This is a genomic window from Marinobacter subterrani, assembly GCF_001045555.1.
GTDB lineage: Bacteria > Pseudomonadota > Gammaproteobacteria > Pseudomonadales > Oleiphilaceae > Marinobacter > Marinobacter subterrani.
The window spans coordinates 336,136-352,885 of sequence record NZ_LFBU01000001.1 but is presented as its reverse complement, the minus strand read 5'-3'; the positions used below and the strand labels follow the sequence as shown (position 1 = coordinate 352,885).

Here is a 16,750-nt window from a genome sequence, read left to right as displayed (position 1 = left end):
TTACCGGCCTGTATCTGTCCAGGCATCAAAGCCGGAAACTGCGACAGGAATCCCGATATCAGGCGCCCCCCACTTCTATAATGCGGTTACAACAATTTACAAAAGGCCTGAAGCACCGTGACGACGGGCGGGCTTAATTGAAGGGAATGTACGACACATCATGAAATCCGCTCACCGCATCCGATTGTCACTCGCACTTCTGAGCGCACTTGCATTCACCGGCTGCCTGGGTGACAAGAGCAGCTCCGGCAGCGGCACCAGTACCGGCCAGCTTCACTTCAATGGCTTCAACGGCCTTGCCTATCAGACCGCCAGCCAGACCGGCAACACCAATCAGTCCGGCGAGTTCAGGTATTACCCCGGTGAGACGCTGACATTCCGGGTCGGCGACCTTACGCTGGTCAGCGGAGTACCGGCTCAACACTACGTGACGCTGCTCGAATTTTTCGAAAGTACGCGTAGCGCACTGCAAATACCAACGGTGGATGACCTGGGTCTGTCAACGCACACCTATACGGAGCAGCAGGTGCTGGAAAGCGCCGCCGTGATGAACCTGACCCGCTTCCTGATGCTGCTGAACTGGACCGAGAATGTCGCGGAGGGCGACGGCATCGATATCCGGGGCCGGGTAATCCGGCAGTTGAATGCTGCGTTGCCGGCACTCAACAGCCCCATCGATTTTACGGTCAGCGAATCCGAGTTCACGGCGACCTCACCCGTTCCCTCCCCGGCGAACCAGCTCCTGGCGTCCATCTGCTTTTACCCCGAAGACGACGAGCTTTGCCAGGACCCGCCCACACAGACTGAGATCGACAACGCGCCGGCGCGGCCAGACGACCCTGACGCGCGAGACCCTGACATTGAGTACCGGGAAGATTTGATCGCAAAAAAGGAACGAATCGCCAATTCCGTCCGCACCCTGGAAGACATTACTGCCGAAGATGCCCAGACATACCTGACACGGGAGCTTGAGGCCATCAGCACAGAGATCGCCAACGGCTATTACCTGAATGAGGATGTTGCCAGCTACCCGGCCAGCGATACCGGCATCAAGAGTGTGGCTGTACGCCAGATTGGCGGGAGTACATCCATAGCCGAACTGGAAGCCATAAGCACCCGACCCCAGGATGTTCAGGTGCAGTCAGCGGACTGGCAAAGCGCCGAGGTGGAGTACTTTGTGGCCGGCGCCCCGGGCGGAGAATCTGAACTCCTGATGAGTTTCCGCCCGGAGAACACCTACCGGTGGGTTCGCAAACAGCTGAGAGTGATTATCCGCTGATCAGCCTGGATAGACTCCAGCGGGATTCCACGCCGGTTACATCGTAATGCGAGGGGTCCAGTCCCTCGGTACCGTGCGGCAGGCAATCCCGGATCCGGATCGTATTGGCCGCCTCCTTTCCTTCGTTATACCGGGCCAGATCAATAATCTTGGCGGTTTTCAGGGGGCGGGCGGCATTGTCAGTCATCACCATCACTTGCGGCCAGAGCCGGCGTTCCGGAGAATGGGAAACCACGATACCGCGCTGGCCGTCGGTGAGTTCCACCAGGCTACCCGTCGGATAGATTCCGATTGCCTGAATGAAGTTCTCCACCAGGTCTTCCTGAAATTCGATATTGCGCATCTCGTAAAGCAAAGTCACCGCCCTGGCAGGCGTCATCGGCTCGGCATGGTCCCGGGGAGCAATCAGTGATTCGAAGAACTCCGCAATACCGGCGACCTTCGCCAATAGCGGAATCCGGTCACCCCGAATCCCTTCCGGGAACCCGGAGCCGTTGTGACGCTCCCGGTGGCCCTGGACAACACTCAGAACAGCCCGGGACAGCCCGCTGCCATCCAGCATCTGGACACCCAGACCCACGTAGCCACGGTAGGTAACCAATTCCTCCGCGGTCAACTGCCCTTCCCGTGCCAGCATGTCGGCCGGCAATGCCGTCTTACCCACCTGAGACAGCAGACAGCCGAGGCCAAGATGGTTCAGAAGCCCTTCGTTCAGCCCCAGGTGACGCCCGCACACCAGCGCCCACACGGCGGTGTTCAGGGCATGGCGGTACAAATAATTGTCGTGGGCGCGGGTACGACTGAGCCACAGCAAGGCATCCGGCTGCCGAATTACGCTACTCACCATCTTGCTGGTGACGGTTGCAATGGCCTTCAGATCAGCCACATCCCCGGTAACAAGTGCTTTGGAAAGGCTGTCCAGCGCGACCTCGGCATCATCAAGTAGCTGCTTCGATGTCTTCATTTCCTTTCGGAGGCTGGTCACCGACTCATAACTCACCGGCTCGCGTATACTCAGTGGCGGCAACTGAAGTTGCTCCCGGCCACCACCACGCCGGCTCGAACCTTTGCCAAATGCGTGCCTGGTGACGGGCCTGGACTCGCTGATCTCCCGGGCTTCGGCGACATCCACCATCACCCACTTGCAGTAGGAAACCAGGGCACGGACATCTTCCTGGGAGCGAATATGGAAACCCTGGATCGGGAAAGGCGTCTGGTGCCAGGGCCTGTCCAGGTCAGACACGAACATGCCCACTTCCAGATCATGCACGGCTACTTTTTTCTGTTGGACACCCATGGACCACCTCAAAAAATGCTCTTTCGATGGTTACCATTCTGACCGAACCGCCGGAAGACACCATTACAAATTCGTATCGTCGGGTAACTCAAATGCGACAAAGGGTAACGATAATGTTCAGGAGGAAACAAAGTGTAGCAATGTGATGACGGTCACACGTAAACGTCAGAAAGTGTCACTCTGCGTCACAAACCGACTTGTCAAACTCAGGGGGCTTTGCATTCAGGGCACCGCGCGGCGCCTTTCGTACGTAGATTGTGTAGGGCACGGAGGACGCCCTTATGTAATCGAGGTTACGGTTTTCACCACCGACTTTTTCCGTCACTACAGCGGGCTTGCAGGAAACCAGCAGCTCGAGTTTCCCCCCAATCCCGGTAACGCGAGCGCTGGCATCTTCCGGATTAATGGCCATGCACCGGGTCGTCTCACCCGCCGGCACGCCGGTCTTCGCAAGGAGGTCACGGCCGGCCTTGCCGCACGCCCGGATACCAGCGCCACAATTCCCCGCCCCGGAAGCGTCGTCATCGCGCAGGTGCCAGACCCGGTCGCTGCACTGGGTTTCAACCGTCACAGACGTTGCTTTATCGCTGGCGAACCACCAACCCGGATACTCCGCACTCTGCCAAGACAGGCGCACCTCTCTGGGTTCACCGGAAGAATTCGCCGCAGGAAACACGGCAAAATGCGAATAATAGCTGGCGCACCCGGACAGCAACAGCAGCAGGAAATTTGCAATAACTGGCTTGTAAGTTTTTGAAAGAATAGCAAAGATCATCTGTCGACGAAGTCCCTGGTGGCAAACTCACTGGCCCGGACAATTATCCACACCGGGCCCCTGGAATCCGCCTATCAGTCACCATTTTGATCAAACTGAAGGCCATAACCGTCATTGGTTTTACGCACGACGACCATGTCCAGCACCGGAGCCGGCACCGGCAGCCCCTGCACCTGTACCGTCACCCTGTCGCCGATCTGCGGGGCAAAGGGCTCCACGTCGACGACAATAAACACCCCGCCGTCCGAAATGTCGCGGGTTGAAAATATGAATTCGCCAAGCGACTCATGGACCACTTTCACCTTCGCACTCATGGCGGTGCGCATGTGCTCTCTTCGATCGTTCTCAGCCATCTGCGGTTTCCACCACTTTTTGCATAGTTTTTATAGTGTTCCGAAGCATAACACCATTTTCACGAAAATAGGCCAAAGGAGATATTGACTATACATTTAATAGAAATGAGAATGGTTGGCGTTTTTAAACGACTGTGGATCTCACCCATAGCCCCAACATTCAGCACCTTCCAAAAGGATCCCGACCATGCGAATGAAACTGGCTGCAACCGTCGCAATCGCCCTCGCTTCCCTGCCTCTGGTGGCTTCGGCTGACGGGGAGGTAAACATCTATTCCTACCGCCAGGCATACCTGCTTGAGCCTTTGTTGAAAGCGTTTGAGGAAAAAACCGGCATTGATACCAACGTGGTATTTGCCAAACAGGGTCTGGCCGAGCGCCTGGCCCGGGAAGGCCGCAACAGCCCTGCTGATGTCGTCATGACCGTGGACATCTCGCGCCTGAACGAGCTGGTGGAGCGGGATCTGGTTCAGGGCGTCGACAGCAAGGTACTGGAAGACAATATCCCGGAAAACCTTCGTCATCCGGACGGCAAGTGGTTTGCGCTGACTACCCGTGGCCGTCTGATCTTTGTATCCAAAGAGCGGGTGAAGGAGGGCGAGATCACTACCTACGAGCAACTTGCAGACGACAAGTGGGACAACCGCATCTGCACCCGCAGCGGCAAGCACCCGTACAATATCGCCCTGATTTCTTCGATGATCGCGCACCACGGTGTAGCGGAAACCGAGAAATGGCTGGCTGGGGTCAAAGACAATCTGGCCCGCCGGCCGCAGGGCGGCGATCGTGACCAGATCAAGGCCATTGCCGAGGGCGTCTGTGATGTATCAATCGGCAACAGCTATTACTACGGCAACATGCTGCAGGATGAGAACCAGCGGGAATTCGCCGAGAAGGTTCGCCTGGTATTCCCGAACGCAGAAGGCCGCGGCACCCACATAAACATCAGCGGCATCTCGCTGACCAAGAGCGCGCCCAATCGCGAAAATGCGATCAAGCTGATGGAATTCCTGTCATCGCCGGAAGCGCAACGCATCTACGCCGAAGCCAACACCGAATACCCGGCAAATCCGGAAGTGAAGGTCACCGGCCTGGTAGCCGAGTGGGGAGAAATCCACCCAGACGACCTGTCTCTGCAGAAAATTGCCGAAAACCGTGAGGCGGCAGTCAAGATGGTTGACCGCGTCAATTACGACGGCGAGTAATCTCCGTATTACGGGCGAAGGTGGTTTGACCACTCTTCGCCCCGCATCCGGCCAGCCCCTCCGGCGTCAACAATCACAGCAGTGATTGCAGGCACAATGACAGCTGTCTACAATCTGCACCCTTCAAACGGACAGCACACTCATTCACACACAGGGTAACTATGAGCGAGGTCGCACCTAGTGGTAACCCCGGGCTATCCCAGCCCCTGCTGGCTAAGCGCACCTCACAGAAATGGCTTATCAGTGCCTTGCTGACCACCGCCATTGTTGCTCTGCCGGTTCTCTCGGTTATCTTTCTGGCATTTTTTCCCGACGAGAATATCTGGCCGCACCTCATCGAAACCACCCTGCCCCGCTACCTGATTACCACCATTCAACTGATGGCGGGCGTGGGCGCAATCACCCTGGTCATCGGCCTGGCCTCAGCCTGGGCCGTTACCATGTGCGAGTTTCCCGGGCGAAAATTCTTCGAATGGGCCATGCTGCTGCCCTTCGCGGTACCGGCCTATGTCATCGCCTATGTTTATACCAGCCTGCTGGACTACGCCGGCCCGGTGCAGCGAGCCATGAGGGACTGGTTTGGCTGGGAAAACGCAACGGACTACTGGTTCCCGCAAATCCGCAGCCTGGAAGGCGCCACACTGATGCTTGGTCTGGTGCTCTACCCCTACGTGTACCTGCTTGCCAGGGCGGCGTTTCTGGACCAGTCACCCTCTTTGTTTGCGGTCAGCCGAAGCCTTGGTCATTCCGCGCTGAGCACGTTTTTCAAGGTGGTGCTGCCCATTGCGCGCCCGGCGGTGGCCGTGGGGCTGTCACTGGTGCTGATGGAGACCCTCAACGATTTCGGCACCGTGGATTTCTTTGCGATACAGACGCTCACCGCCGGCCTGTTTGACACCTGGATGAATCTCGGCAATCTTGGCGGCGCCGCGCAGATTGCAACGGTCATGCTCGTGTTCGTGGTGATTCTGGTAACCCTGGAGCGCTATTCCCGCAGGCGCCAACAACAGTATGCCGCCCGTGACAACCGGGAACCCATCCACCGGTTCACCATGTCACTGCCGCGCCAACTGGTCTGCCTGGCCGTGTGCCTGCTGCCGGTGCTGTTCGGGTTTGTGATTCCCGGGGCCACCCTCGGCTACTACGCCTGGGACTATTTTGACGAAAGCTGGAACCCGGAATTTGTTCGCAACACCTTTAACAGCCTGTTCCTTTCGGGTACAGCGGCTCTAACAACCCTGCTGATCGGCGTTACCCTCGCCTACAGTCGTCGCCTTCACAATACCCGGGGCATGCAGGTGCTAATGCGGCTTTCCAGTCTTGGTTATGCCATGCCAGGTGCTGTGTTGGCCGTCGGTGTGATTGTGCCCCTTGCGGCCTTCGACAACTCGCTGGACAGCCTGATGCGGGAGGTGTTCGGAATCAGCACGGGGCTGATACTGAGCGGATCAGCGTTTGCCCTGGTGTTCGCCTATACCGTGCGTTTCCTGGCTGTTTCAGCCGGCAGCGTGGAAAGTGCCCTGCAAAAAATCACACCGAGCATGGACATGGCCTCCCGCTCCCTGGGCCACAGCCCCGGCAAAACCCTGGTAAAGGTGCACCTGCCCATGCTGAGAGGAACATTGCTGACGGCAGCATTGGTGGTGTTCGTGGATTGCATGAAGGAACTACCGGCCACGCTTATACTCCGGCCGTTCAACTTTGATACCCTGGCCACCTACGTGTACCAGTTTGCCTCTGACGAACGCCTTTACCACAGCGCCCTGCCCGCCCTGATTATCGTTCTCGCAGGCATCATACCGATTATCCTGATGAGCCGGTCTATCTCCAGAACCCGCTCCATTGCCTGAAACCCGAGCACGCATACTCCCGGAAGATTTACGCTGTCAGGGATTCATCCGCGACCCGACATCCTGCACTACAAACCGCCCCTGGAACACCGCCACCGGCTCAACATTCGGCATGGACCTGGGTTCGCCGCAGAACACCTCAGCGGTGAGATCCAGCCGACCCCTGCCGTGGCGGGCAAGGCTTTTCCGGAAGCGTTCCGGCACTTCATCACCGGGCAACCGGCATATGACATAAAAGTCCATAGTCACCGGCTCGAGGTAATCGATGGTGCCGTTCTGAACGACCACGCTCCCCCTCAGCCCCATATCCCAGAGCGCCAACTCTGTCAGCCCCCAGGCCGCGGTAACTGCCGCACAGTAGATGCTGCCGCCGAATCCGGTACCCTGGTGGTTACGGTTTGGTTCCAGCGGTGCGCTGAGCAGCAGCGAATGGCCATCCCAGGAATGCAACTGAATTCCCAGCGCCCGTGAAAGAGGAATCTCGTCGTGGATACGTTTCTGGAAAAGAGACAACTGGCTCATAACATACTCCTGATATCGTTCCAGTTTAGGACGGCTTTGCTCTTTTCCCTATGCGACTAATGTCGGTTTTCTGCGACCCACGAAAAAGGCCCGGCGATGCCGGGCCTGATGACAACCAGAAAACAGATTGCAGAATGTTACTGCCAGATTACCGGCCGACGCTGGGCGTACCAGTTATCCACTTTGGCCTGATAGGCATCCTCCACCACGTTCCGCTTGAGCTTCAAGGTCGGTGTCAGGAAGCTGTTTTCAATCGACCACTCATCACTGACGACCGTGATGAACGCCAGTTGCTCGTGCGGATCCACTGTCTTGTTCACATCGGCGATCAGCTGCTTGAAACTTTCCTCAATCTCCTTGCGGAATGCCTCATCCGCCATCTTCGGCCGGGATTCCTCGGCCAGCATCACCAGCGCATGGGGCTGGGTCTGGTTGGCCCCGGACACACACACCATCTCGATGGCGTCGTGCGACATCAGCCGGTTCTCGATGGGCGCCGGCGCAATGTACTTGCCCTTGCTGGTCTTGAAGATTTCCTTGATCCGGCCGGTCAGCTTGAGGCGGCCCATCTCGTCAATCTCGCCCTTATCACCGGTCTTCAGGAAACCATCTTCGGTAAAGGCTTCCCGGGTTTTTTCCTCATCCTTGTAGTAACCCATCATGGTGGCCGGGCTCTTGATCTGGACCTCGCCCTCCTCGCTGATCCTGGTTTCCACACCGGGCAGGGATTCACCGACGTAACCGATACGGGAGCGACCAGGCTTGTTCATGTGGGAATAGGCAAAGTTCTCGGACATGCCATAGCCTTCAAGCAGCTCAAGACCAAGATTTCGATACCATTCAAGAACATCACTGGCCAGCGGTGCAGACCCGCTTCCCGCCAGTTTGACCCTGTCCAGGCCCAGGCCTTTGAGGATCTTTTTCTTGATCAACTTGTTGACCACCGGGATCTTCAGCAGCCGATCCAGCTTCTTCTTGGGCAGCTTCTTCAGCACACCATGCTGGAACTTCACCCACAGCCGCGGCACAGATAGGAAAAGAGTCGGCTGGGCACGCTGCAGATCCTGTACAAAGGTATCCAGTGACTCCGCAAAATAGAGTTGGAAGCCGGCATACAGAGATGCCAGCTCAACGAAGGTCCGCTCGAAAACATGGGCCAGGGGCAAATAGGAAAGCATGCGCTCGTTATCCCCGACACCCAGCACCTCCATACCGCCTTCCGCCGCAAAGGCCATGTTGCCAAAGCTGAGCATTACGCCCTTGGGCTTACCGGTACTACCGGAAGTGTACACAATCGTCGCCAGCTCACCGGCGTCACGCTTGACGTTCTCTTCCAGCGGCGGGTACTTGGCAACAATATCGTCCCAGGTTTCAAAATCGTTGGGGGGGCTCAGCGGGTAGGAAATACAGCGTACGGATTCCGGCACACCCGGCTTCATCATGTCCCAGTCGTCCAGCTTGCCCACAAACAGAACCTCGCACTCGGCGTGGTTCAGGATGTAGTTCACCGTATCGGCGTTCAGGGTGGGATACAGCGGTACGGAAATATGGCCAGCCAGCCAGATGGCCCAGTCTGTCATGATCCACTGGGCGCAGTTCTTGGAAATCAGCCCAATACGGCTGTTCTCCGGGAGGTTCAGCGATTTCAGGTAAGACGCCACGCGCCGCGCTTCATCCACTGCCCGACCCCAGGTGTACTCTACAACCTTGCCATCTCCGATGGGCTGGGTCATGTAACGGGAGTTCGTCTTTGTTTTCTCCCAGTGGTAGAGCATATCCAGGGGGAGTTTGTTGGTTGTGTCCATGGACCTTCCTTGTAGTTCGTTATTCGAGTTATGGATGACTTATTATTAGACTTTCGTAGGGTATTTCAACACAAGCTGTAGCGTCAAAACGTGATAGAAGCAAAAATATTCGCAACTGCACCTATCCTCCCCGCGTAATGGCAGCCGTGATACCAATTTTTCGATAGCCCTCTTACCACGCGCCTGTGGTAAACTTGCGCCCCTCTTGCAAGTCCGACTTACGACAAACCGTACCACAACATACCAGTAAACCTACCCGGAGAAGGGCATATGGCCAAAAGTACCTTGCGCACCCTCTTTGGTGCCACCCTGCTGGCACTGGCAACCCTCGTTCAGGCCCAGGAACCCCGCGTTGTCGCTATTACTCAGATTGTCGAGCACCCGGCACTGGATGCCGTCTATCAGGGCGTAAAGGACGAACTTGCCGAGCGCGGCTACAAGGAAGGTGAAAACCTTACCATCATGCACGAAAGTGCCCAGGGCAACGCCGCTATCGCTTCCCAGATTGCCCGTAAATTCATTGGCGAACAGCCGGATGTGATTGTTGCCATCGCAACGCCTTCCGCCCAGACCGTCGCCGCAGCCGCCCGCAACATCCCGGTGATATTCTCTGCGGTGACCGATCCGGTCGGTGCCAAGCTGGTCCGGAGCCTGGAAGCCCCAGGGGCCAACATCAGCGGCGTGAGCGATATGCTCCCCATCGACAAGCACCTCGATATGCTGCAGCGCGTCATGCCCAATGCCAAGCGCATTGGTACCGTATACAACCCGGGCGAGGCCAACGCGGTATCCCTGGTTAACCTGCTGGAAGAACGCCTGAAGGCCCGCGGCCTGACCCTGGAGAAAGCCGCCGCCACCAAGACCTCCGAAGTGCTCGGTGCCGCCCGCTCCCTGGTGGGCAATGTGGATGCCATTTACCTGACCACCGACAACACCGTAATCAGCGCAGCCGAAGCCGTGATTGCCGTTGGTGAGCGGGCAGACATCCCCGTTTTCGCCGCCGACACGGCCACCGTTGAGCGTGGTGCCGTTGCCGCCCTCGGCTTTGACTACTATGACCACGGCCGCCAGACCGGCGCAATGGTAGCCAAGGTGCTGGAAGGCAAGAATCCGGGCGAAATGCCGGTGGAAACCATGGAAAAACTCGACCTCTTCGTGAACCCGGCCGCAGCCGAGCGCATGGGCATTACCCTGTCTGATGAGTTGGTTGCAGATGCCGAACAAGTCGTCGACAGCGCCAAGTAACCCCTGAACCCCACGGGCGGCCCTCACCACAGAGAGCCGCCCGTTTTTATTGATAGTGATACCCAACCATGTTGAGTGACATAGCCCTTTACGGCGCCTTCGAAACCGGCCTGATCTATGGCCTGGTGGCCTTTGGCATCTATATCTCCTTCCGTGTTCTGGACTTCCCCGACCTTACCGTTGATGGCAGCTTCCCGCTGGGCGCGGCTGTCTCAGCAGTGCTTATCATCGACGGTGTAAACCCCTGGCTGGCAACGGGCGCGGCAATACTCGCCGGCATGGCGGCCGGCTCGGTAACCGCACTGCTGAACGTAAAGCTGAAAATCCTGAACCTGCTGGCTTCCATCCTTACCATGATCGCGCTCTACTCGGTGAACCTTCGCATCATGGGCCGACCGAACGTGGCACTGCTCACTGAAGAAACCGTGCTCACGCCCTGGTACGATCTGGGCCTGGCCTACCACCAGGTGCCCGTGCTGCTGTTTACCATCGTGATCGCCATTGCCCTGGTGCTCCTGTGGCGCTTCATGAAATCGGAAACCGGGCTGGCCATGCGTGCCACCGGTGCCAATGCCCGTATGGCCCGGGCCCAGGGCATTGCGACCGGAGGCATGATCGTGCTCGGTGTGGCGCTGTCCAATGGCCTGGTGGGTCTTGCCGGTGCCCTGTTCGCCCAAAGCCAGGGGGCGGCAGACGTGACCATGGGCGTGGGCGTGATTGTGATCGGCCTGGCCTCACTGATTGGCGGTGAGGCGGTGATTACCCCCTCCTCCGTGCTCCGGGCCCTGATTGCCTGCGTGGTGGGCGCGATCATCTATCGCCTGGCCATCGCCTTCGCCCTGAATGCCGATGTGCTTGGGTTGCAGGCCCAGGATCTGAACCTGATTACCGCCGTACTTGTGACCCTCGCCATTGTGTTACCGGGCGTGCGCAACTCGGTGGTCAACAAATTCTCCCGCAGCAAGGCCTGAGGAGGCACCATGATTACCGCAACCGACCTCCGGCTGACCTTTGGCAAGGGCACGCCACTGGAAAACCCGGCGCTCCGGGGCATGAGCCTGACGGTAAACCAGGGCGAATTCGTGACCGTGATTGGCAGCAACGGCGCCGGCAAATCCACGTTTCTGAACGCGCTGGCCGGCGAAGTGCTGGTCGATAGTGGCCAGATCATCGTCGACAACCTGGATGTCACCAAACTGTCTACCCATAAACGGGCGGGCCGCGTGGCCCGGGTTTTCCAGGACCCACTGGCCGGCACCTGTGAGGGCCTAACGATTGAAGAAAACCTGGCCCTCGCCATCAAACGCGGCCAGCGCCGGGGCCTGACTTCGGCCGTGAAAAGGCAGTACCTGGAGCAGTTCCGGGAAAGCCTCTCATCCCTTAACCTGGGCCTGGAAAAGCGCCTGGGCGACAAAATGGGCCTGCTCTCCGGCGGCCAGCGCCAGGCCGTGAGCCTGCTGATGGCCAGCCTCACGCCTTCCGCCATCCTGCTGCTGGACGAACACACCGCCGCCCTGGACCCGAAAACCGCCGCCTTCGTGCTGGAACTCACCACCAGGATCATCGAGGAGCGGAAGCTCACCGCCCTGATGGTGACCCACAGCATGAAACAGGCACTGGAAGTTGGCAGCCGCACGGTGATGCTGCATCAGGGCCAGGTGGTATTCGACATCGCCGGAAAGGACCGCGAAGGGTTGGAAGTGAAGGACCTGCTCGGCCTGTTCGAGAAGCAGCGCGGACTGGAAGTGGACGACGACAGCCTTCTTCTGGGCTGACGAGCGTCTGACCTCACAGGCATCCACATAGCGGGAAAGCAAAAAAAGCGGGGCCAGGCCCCGCTTTTACACTAGTTTTCCTGGCTCCGGTCAGTGGCCATAGATAAGCATCGATGTATTGGTTATCGCCAGGTTATCCATGGCAATTGAACCAATCGAAGTTCCTCCAACGAGAATCCCGCCGATACGGATATCCGCCTCAAAGCTCTGCAGATCCACGGCCAGACTATCCACGCCAGCATGGTTCGGCGCCTTGTAGATATCCATGTTGACTCTGGCAAACAGATCCAGTGCACGGGGGGGCATTCAGATCGTAACCCGAGCCCGTGAGCTCAAAATCACGTATTCCGATCGCCAGGAACGGCACGTCAAAATCCATGTCATCAATAGCGAAATCTGTTATGAAGTTCAGCTTATCGGTTGCGGTGTCCACCCAAAGGGTTCCCGAACCCACCAGGGCATCCATGCGGAAGTTGTCCATAATGGTCGTCGTGTCAGTCTGACCGACCAGATTCCAGGCTCCCGTCCTTATACCGAGATCGATAAACGCCAGATCTTGAGGTTGAAAATTGATGACCGCGTCTCCGTCGGACAAAACATCAATATCGATGCGGATATTGTCCAACAATGTATTTGCCGGCCGACCAGTCAGGTTCAGGCGCATCTCCGAGAAGAGATCGGTTCGATTTGTACCTCCCACAAAGATATCGTTGACTTCCAGCGAACCCTGGTCAGTGTAGGTCAACCTGTCAATATTGACCTGGGTCTCCAGTTCAATGGTGACACCGGCCTGGCCGGTGATGTCTCCCATTGCTGCTTCATCCAGCATTTGTATTTCTGCCATGGCCGCAGGTGGAACACCCGCAACGCAGAGCGCTAGCAACGTTGGTTTCAGGCCTTTCATTATTATTTCCTTGTTTTAGTCTTAGTCACATCCTGTGGGCCACTGCAGTATTCGACACCACACCTGTACTTTAACGACACGTTCAATTCGAGTACGTGCAGAGATCACAGTTTACCTGCCTTTGCTAACGGATTGGCTCCTGACGGATTTGCGTATGATCAGTTTTTGAACCACAACATGTAGTGGTTTTGAAGCTTTTCATCCAATTTGCTGTTTTGGAAAAAATTTCCCGGATTCAAGCCGGTTTTGATTGATTTTCTTTGCCCGGGAGCGCGTACCAATAGTTGCGCTCTTCTTCACAGAACACTATATCCTGTTATACTCGCTTCAGATTCAACCCATATCTAGTGGTTAAAAAGAAAACAGGGCCCGGCCCGAAAACACGATTCTCAAGGGGTATGGCGCCGCCGGCACGCGGGCAGGCGCCATCAAAAGAAGACATACTGGAAGACAGAGGGTGGCAATGAACGCTAAGGCACAGGCAGTGGTAACAACAATTCCGATGCAGGAAGCCTCGATCGACATCTGGCACAGCAAATACCAGCTGAAGACCAAGACCGGCGATCCCGTAGACAAGGACATCAACGCAACCTACGAACGTGTTGCCAAAGCCCTTGCTGAAGTAGAGAACAAATCCGTACGCACCCAGCACATGAAGAACTTCATCTGGGCCTTGCAGCACGGCGCCATCCCCGCCGGCCGGATTACCTCCAACGCCGGTGCCGAAGCGCACAAGCCGGCCACCTCCACCATCAACTGCACCGTTTCCGGCACCGTTCAGGATTCCATGAACGACATCCTGGAAAAGAACCACGAGGCCGGCCTTACCCTCAAGGCGGGCTGCGGTATCGGTTACGAGTTCTCCACCCTGCGTCCGAAAGGCGCCTACGTGGCCGGCGCCGGTGCCACCACCTCCGGCCCGCTGTCGTTCATGGATATCTTTGATCGTATGTGCTTCACCGTGTCTTCCGCCGGTGGCCGCCGTGGCGCCCAGATGGCCACCTTCGACGTGCACCACCCGGACGTGATCGACTTCATCCAGGCCAAGCGTGAAGACGGTCGCCTGCGCCAGTTCAACCTCTCGCTGCTGATCACCGAAGACTTTATCGAAGCCGTGCGCAACGGCGATGACTGGCACCTCTCCTTCCCCGTAACCGAAAAGGAAGTGGAAGATGAAGGGCTGGACCTGAGCGACGAAAGCCAGTTCGTGTACCGCGATTTCCCGGTGCAGAAAGGCTACGTAATCAACGATGAAGGCAAGGTAGCCTGCCGCATCTATCGTACCCTGAAAGCCCAGTTCATCTGGGACACCATCATGACCAGCACCTACGACTACGCCGAGCCGGGATTCATCCTGATCGACAAGGTCAACCAGATGAACAACAACTGGTTCTGCGAGGACATCCGCGCCACCAACCCCTGCGGTGAGCAGCCCCTGCCCCCGTACGGCAGCTGCCTGCTGGGCTCTGTGAACCTGACCATGTTCGTGGACTACCCGTTCACCGAAAAGGCCAGCTTCAACTATGAGAAGTACCGCAAGGTCGTGGCCATCTTCACCCGCATGCTGGACAACGTGGTGGAAATCAACGGCCTGCCGCTGGCCGAACAGCGCCACGAAATCACCTACAAGCGCCGCCACGGCATGGGCATCCTGGGCCTGGGTTCCACCCTCGCCATGCTGCGCATGCCCTACGGTTCTGAAGAATCCGTACAGTTCACCGAAGAAGTCGTGCGTGAAATGGCCGTGGAAGGCTGGCGCCAGTCCCTCGCCCTGGCCGAGGAAAAAGGCGTTGCGCCGATCATGGACGACGAGTTTGAAGTCACCCCGAAAATGCTGGGCAAGTGCCCTCAGCTGCGGGAAGACGGCTACAAGCTGGGCGACAAACTCAAGGGCCGCGTGCTGCACGCCAGGTACAGCAAGTACATGCAGCAGATTGCCAACGTAGAACCAAAACTGGTGGAAGAACTGGCCGAAAAAGGTGGCCGCTTCACCCACCATACCTCCATCGCGCCCACCGGCACCATCAGCCTGTCGCTGGCCAACAATGCCAGTAACGGCATTGAGCCGAGCTTCTCGCACCACTACGCGCGCAACATCATCCGCGAAGGCCGTAAGACCAAAGAGAAGGTCGACGTATTCTCCTTCGAGCTGCTGGCCTACCGCCATATGGTGAACCCGGGCGCCATGCCGTTCTCGGACGACGAAGACAAGAAGCTGCCGCCCTACTTCACCACCTCCGATGATGTCAGCCCGGCGCAGCATGTGGACATCCAGGCCGCCGCCCAGAAGTGGGTAGATTCCTCGATTTCCAAGACCGCAAACGTTCCGACAGACTTCGACTATCAGGACTTCAAGGGCATCTACCTCTATGCCTACGACAAGGGTCTGAAGGGTTGCACCACTTTCCGCTTCAACCCCGAAGCCTTCCAGGGCGTGCTGGTAAAAGAGAAGGACCTGGAAAACACGCTGTACGAGTTCACCCTGGACGATGGCAGCAAGGTAACCCTCAAGGGCAATGAACAGGTAGAGTACGACGGCGAAATCCACAACGCCGCCAACCTGTTTGACGCGCTTAAAGAAGGCACCTACGGCAAGTACTGATCCGGGAACCGACACAGGACAACGAACATGATAGTTAAAATCAGCAACAAGATCGTCGGCTACCGCGTTAAGAAAGCCGACCCAGAAGCTACCGAACACCAGGCACCGGTGCAGGCGGAAACCAAGCCCGTTCAGATGAACGAATACATCGAGCGGCCGGACTTCCTGCTTGGCACCACCTACAAGATCAAGCCGCCGGTGGCCGAGCACGCGATGTACATCACCATCAACGACATCCTGCTCAACGAAGGCACCGACCACGAAAGCCGGCAGCCGTACGAAGTGTTCATCAACTCCAAGTCGATGGAACACTTCCAGTGGGTAATCGCCCTCACCCGCGTAATCTCTGCGGTCTTCCGCAAGGGCGGCGACGTCACCTTCCTGGTGGAAGAGCTGCGCAGCGTGTACGACCCTAACGGCGGCTACTTCAAGAAAGGCGGCGTATTCATGCCTTCCCTGGTTGCTGAAATCGGCGCCGTGATCGAGAAGCACCTGAAGGCCATAGGCCTGCTGGAAAGCGAGGAAATGAGCGAAACCACCAAGCGCATCCTCGCCGAAAAACGCGCCGAGTTCGAAGCCAGCCACAGCACGGCCACGAACGATGACAAAGCCGATGACTACCCGCCCAACGCCACCATGTGCGGCAAGTGCAGCACCAAGGCGGTGATCGTAATGGACGGCTGTGCGACCTGCCTGTCCTGCGGCGATAGTAAATGCGGTTGAGGTGATTGACTGCAGTGAGTGACGAGAAGGCCTGGAGTGAAAGCTTCGGGCCTTTTTGTTGTGAGGAGAAAAATGATCGCTTCGATCGAAAAGTCAGTGAAATAAGGAAAAGTGGTCGTGGTGATCGTTTGTCTCGGATGTGGCCATACGGATTTAAACTCTAAAATATTGAATCGACGCCATTTTGTGCTGGATTCGAAAGAGGCCAAATCGGGATAATTGATCTGGGAAAACGATCATTTCAGCTACTATACAAATGTTAGGCAGGAAGGGAGTCGGAAGCGATGAGCGAATACAACTTGGAATTTGCTGAGGCCATGGCCGAGTCGAGTGGTCTTATTCTCCGCAGCTCGTCTCTGATTGCCCTGTTGAGGAGGAAATTACAAAGGGCGTTATCAAGCGCGTCCCGGCAAGCC

At 57.3% G+C, this 16,750-nt stretch carries 15 protein-coding genes; 8 read left to right on the top strand and 7 right to left on the bottom strand.

Annotation, left to right across the window (positions count from 1 at the left end; genetic code table 11):
- The first annotated feature begins 160 nt into the window (after window positions 1–160).
- Window positions 161–1,279: a hypothetical protein gene (locus msub_RS01715; protein WP_048494423.1), complete on the top strand. Its 1,119-nt coding sequence runs from the start codon at window positions 161–163 to the stop codon at window positions 1,277–1,279.
- On the opposite strand, the gene msub_RS01710 is transcribed toward msub_RS01715, so the two are convergent.
- The 3 genes from msub_RS01710 to msub_RS01700 all read right to left on the bottom strand — a co-directional run bounded on the left by msub_RS01710 (window position 1,269) and on the right by msub_RS01700 (window position 3,704).
- The gene (locus msub_RS01710) at window positions 1,269–2,576 is read right to left on the bottom strand and encodes an HD-GYP domain-containing protein (RefSeq protein WP_048494422.1); all 1,308 of its coding nucleotides are present in this window, start codon (window positions 2,574–2,576) and stop codon (window positions 1,269–1,271) included. The two genes, msub_RS01715 and msub_RS01710, sit on opposite strands and share 11 nt — an antisense overlap.
- 175 nt (window positions 2,577–2,751) lie before the next feature.
- Entirely contained in the window at window positions 2,752–3,351 is a 600-nt protein-coding gene (locus tag msub_RS01705) for a hypothetical protein (protein ID WP_048494421.1), read from the bottom strand.
- A gap of 74 nt (window positions 3,352–3,425) precedes the next feature.
- Window positions 3,426–3,704, bottom strand: a complete 279-nt coding sequence (locus tag msub_RS01700; protein ID WP_048494420.1) for a PilZ domain-containing protein — start codon at window positions 3,702–3,704, stop codon at window positions 3,426–3,428.
- A gap of 187 nt (window positions 3,705–3,891) precedes the next feature.
- On the opposite strand from msub_RS01700, the gene msub_RS01695 reads away from it, so the two are divergent.
- Window positions 3,892–4,908: a Fe(3+) ABC transporter substrate-binding protein gene (locus msub_RS01695; RefSeq protein WP_048494419.1), complete on the top strand. Its 1,017-nt coding sequence runs from the start codon at window positions 3,892–3,894 to the stop codon at window positions 4,906–4,908.
- Window positions 4,909–5,069: 161 nt separating this feature from the next.
- A complete protein-coding gene (locus msub_RS01690; protein ID WP_048494418.1) occupies window positions 5,070–6,758 on the top strand; it encodes an ABC transporter permease in 1,689 nt (562 codons plus the stop codon).
- Window positions 6,759–6,794: 36 nt separating this feature from the next.
- Here the strand turns inward: msub_RS01690 and msub_RS01685 are convergent, their stop codons facing one another.
- Window positions 6,795–7,280: a thioesterase domain-containing protein gene (locus tag msub_RS01685; RefSeq protein WP_048494417.1), complete on the bottom strand. Its 486-nt coding sequence runs from the start codon at window positions 7,278–7,280 to the stop codon at window positions 6,795–6,797.
- Between the two features lie 137 nt (window positions 7,281–7,417).
- A complete protein-coding gene (locus msub_RS01680; protein ID WP_048494416.1) occupies window positions 7,418–9,085 on the bottom strand; it encodes an AMP-binding protein in 1,668 nt (555 codons plus the stop codon).
- A gap of 270 nt (window positions 9,086–9,355) precedes the next feature.
- Here msub_RS01680 and msub_RS01675 point away from each other — a divergent pair, with 270 nt between their 5' ends.
- The 3 genes from msub_RS01675 to msub_RS01665 all read left to right on the top strand — a co-directional run bounded on the left by msub_RS01675 (window position 9,356) and on the right by msub_RS01665 (window position 12,105).
- Window positions 9,356–10,330, top strand: coding sequence for an ABC transporter substrate-binding protein (locus msub_RS01675; RefSeq protein WP_048494415.1), 975 nt, complete (start codon window positions 9,356–9,358; stop codon window positions 10,328–10,330).
- Window positions 10,331–10,398: 68 nt separating this feature from the next.
- Window positions 10,399–11,301: an ABC transporter permease gene (locus tag msub_RS01670; RefSeq protein WP_048494414.1), complete on the top strand. Its 903-nt coding sequence runs from the start codon at window positions 10,399–10,401 to the stop codon at window positions 11,299–11,301.
- Between the two features lie 9 nt (window positions 11,302–11,310).
- Window positions 11,311–12,105, top strand: coding sequence for an ABC transporter ATP-binding protein (locus msub_RS01665; protein WP_048494413.1), 795 nt, complete (start codon window positions 11,311–11,313; stop codon window positions 12,103–12,105).
- 90 nt (window positions 12,106–12,195) lie between these two features.
- Here the strand turns inward: msub_RS01665 and msub_RS22440 are convergent, their stop codons facing one another.
- Together msub_RS22440 and msub_RS01660 are read right to left on the bottom strand one after the other, a co-directional pair.
- On the bottom strand, window positions 12,196–12,372 hold the full coding sequence (locus msub_RS22440; RefSeq protein WP_227506603.1) for a DUF6160 family protein: 177 nt from the start codon (window positions 12,370–12,372) through the stop codon (window positions 12,196–12,198).
- Window positions 12,332–13,009, bottom strand: coding sequence for a DUF6160 family protein (locus tag msub_RS01660; protein WP_227506602.1), 678 nt, complete (start codon window positions 13,007–13,009; stop codon window positions 12,332–12,334). The genes msub_RS22440 and msub_RS01660 overlap by 41 nt, the downstream gene beginning before the upstream one ends.
- Window positions 13,010–13,472: 463 nt before the next feature.
- On the opposite strand from msub_RS01660, the gene msub_RS01655 reads away from it, so the two are divergent.
- Together msub_RS01655 and msub_RS01650 are read left to right on the top strand one after the other, a co-directional pair.
- Complete coding sequence (locus msub_RS01655; protein WP_048494412.1) at window positions 13,473–15,611, top strand: adenosylcobalamin-dependent ribonucleoside-diphosphate reductase; 2,139 nt, start codon at window positions 13,473–13,475, stop codon at window positions 15,609–15,611.
- Between the two features lie 27 nt (window positions 15,612–15,638).
- Complete coding sequence (locus msub_RS01650) at window positions 15,639–16,334, top strand: TSCPD domain-containing protein (RefSeq protein ID WP_048494411.1); 696 nt, start codon at window positions 15,639–15,641, stop codon at window positions 16,332–16,334.
- Window positions 16,335–16,750 lie beyond the last annotated feature (416 nt).